The sequence below is a fragment of the Coleofasciculus sp. FACHB-712 genome (assembly GCF_014695635.1).
Lineage (GTDB): Bacteria > Cyanobacteriota > Cyanobacteriia > Cyanobacteriales > FACHB-T130 > FACHB-T130.
In genome coordinates this window covers 1-2,395 of the sequence record NZ_JACJOQ010000017.1, presented here as the reverse complement: position 1 = coordinate 2,395, position 2,395 = coordinate 1, and the positions used below count along the sequence as shown (strand labels likewise).

Sequence of the window (2,395 nt, the reverse complement as noted above, 5' to 3'; positions counted from 1 at the left end):
CTGATTCCCTCGTTTCACCAGATGGAGATGGTGAGTGCGGGGCATCCCTTTGCGAAAAAAGTGCCGTCCTGGAACACCCAACTCACCTTGGTAGAGATAGCCGAGTGTTTCGAGAGATGTAATCTGATCGACGCTAGGTGGTAACTCCTCTAAGCCTACGAGAATATCAATAATTGGTTTAGCTGCTAATCCTGGCACTGAGGTACTGCCAATATGGTGGATGTCCAAGACAGCATTACCGAGGGAGTGGAGAATCTGGAGTTTTTCCTGCTCAAATTGGATAGGCCAATTGGTATCGTAATCAACTACTTGGATAAAATCTTCCATCGGTTTAAATTAACTCCTTAGCGATCGCTCCTACCGGATATTTGCTGGAGGGCTTCTAAAAAACTTTCCCCCGGCAAGCTTCGCATTTCCATCTGTTGATTAATCTTGACGGCGGCGGCTAATCCAGAATTCATCGCCCCTTCTACCAAGTTTCCCCCGCACCAATCGCCACAACAAATTAGGGGCAATGGTGTCCCAGCGTCCAGCCAATCTTGATGCAAAGGACGACTGGGGAAAGCATAGCGCCAGCGATGAATTTGAAACCATTCGGGAGAATCCAGCCACGGAACGAGTAACTGGGCGGCGCGAGATAACATCTGGCTTGCCGCTGGGTTTAAATCTTCGGCGTCCAGGTAACGGTTTGCAAATTCAGCGGTGCTGTGCAAAACAAAGACTGGTATCTGGGGATTGGGGCGTTTGCTGCTGTCTAAACCAATCCACGCTAAGTCAGAGTCCTGTGTAACATCTAGGTGTAACGGGAAATTTACCGTCTCTGCATTACTTAAATCTTGCTGTCGAGAAGCTGGATAACCCGCCATTACACTGAGACAGGGGTCAAACTCCACAGCGCGTAAACTATCTAGAAATTGAGTTGGTATGGTTTTGGCTAAGGGTTCCAGTAGCATCAAAGCTTGAGGCGCTGGAATTGCCACGACAACAGCTTTAGCAATTAATGGGTCGGCTTTCGGCTCAAAAGTGAAATGCCAAGTTTTCTCATCAGTTGGGGTAATTTCTTGAACCCGTTGATTCAGCCGCATTTCTAAACCTGTGGCGAGGAATTTAGCGATCGCATTCATCCCCATTGGTGCCACATAATGGGGACGGGTCGAGGATAAATTCGGCTTTGCTGGTTCCCGGCAAACAGGATTCGTCCAGGCTTGAACAATCCCCGGCTTTCCTTCAAAATCGCTTTGCTTCACCCCCAAAACATCAATAAACTTCTCAGTTAACTGCCCTTGGGGTTCTAAATAGCGCAAGCCATGATCGGCACAAGTCCCCTGCAATCGGCGTGTTGCCACCCTTCCCCCAACGCCACGAGATTTGTCAACGACGACCACTTTATATCCAGCTTGGTGCAACTGTTGAGCAACGGTCAGTCCCGCGATACCCGCACCAATTACGGCGACATCAAACACTACGGATAACCCTCAGTCTTCAAGTATATAGAAGTAGAATAAGGGACAGCACCGAATCTGGGGTCTGGGAGGAATTGAAGTTGGACGAGCTGAGAGCCGCGCTGGAATTAGCCACAGAAGAAGAGTTACAGCAACTGACAGATATTCTATTTCGCCGCAAATTTAACCCCTTAGATTACGTTCAGACACCTGACCCGATCGACATTCAAAGCCAAGATCACGAAGATTGGTTGGATGCGATTGAGCAGAGATTTCGCTTTTTAGCGGCGGATGGAGTGACAGTTTTGCGAGGACGCACGGGTGAAGTCACTTATCGACAAATTTTGATCCAAGTTTGTCGATATCTAAAAATTCCCTATTCTGCAAAACTTTCAACGACTGATTTAGAAGCAGAAGTATTTCTCAACCTGATGGGTCGGGCGTGGAAACAAATGCCACGACACGAACAAAAAGCATTAACCGCCAGAGTACAGCGATCGCTAGCGAAGTCTCAACTCTCCGAACCCCTGCCAGTGCAGTTACAGCACGACCCGATGGCTTTACTCGTTAAGGGGGGTAGTGCCCTTGCCGTTAGTTCCATTGTCCAGCCGCTGTTACTACAACAACTTGCCCGTCAGTTTGCAATTCATTTTGCTAGCTATCAAGTCGCCAAAGAAACTGTCATCCAAGGCAGTGCTGCGGCTGCTGCACAGTTCCAAAATTATATGGTGCTACAAACAGCGAAGCGTGGGATGGCAATGAGTGCCGCCCGTTATGGTGCCATCCGCAGTGTATTTGCATTAGTGGGACCCGCGATGTGGGCGTGGTTTTTTGCCGATCTGGGCTGGAGAGCGATCGCGACTAATTACGGTCGGATTATCCCTATCATCGTTGCCTTAGCGCAAATTCGCCTAACTCGTGCCGAATGCTGGGAACCTGCTTAGGAGTCAAAA

At 48.9% G+C, this 2,395-nt stretch carries 3 protein-coding genes; 1 reads left to right on the top strand and 2 read right to left on the bottom strand.

Translation table 11 applies throughout. The features are described 5' to 3' along the window. Together H6F50_RS00205 and H6F50_RS00200 are read right to left on the bottom strand one after the other, a co-directional pair. On the bottom strand, positions 1-327 hold a 327-nt coding region (locus H6F50_RS00205), incomplete at its 3' end, for a GrpB family protein (RefSeq protein ID WP_190424974.1). Positions 328-344: 17 nt separating this feature from the next. Next, complete coding sequence (locus tag H6F50_RS00200; RefSeq protein ID WP_190424971.1) at positions 345-1,463, bottom strand: FAD-dependent oxidoreductase; 1,119 nt, start codon at positions 1,461-1,463, stop codon at positions 345-347. Positions 1,464-1,543: 80 nt separating this feature from the next. On the opposite strand from H6F50_RS00200, the gene H6F50_RS00195 reads away from it, so the two are divergent. Continuing rightward, complete coding sequence (locus H6F50_RS00195) at positions 1,544-2,386, top strand: YaaW family protein (protein ID WP_190424968.1); 843 nt, start codon at positions 1,544-1,546, stop codon at positions 2,384-2,386. The last annotated feature ends 9 nt before the right edge of the window (positions 2,387-2,395 follow it).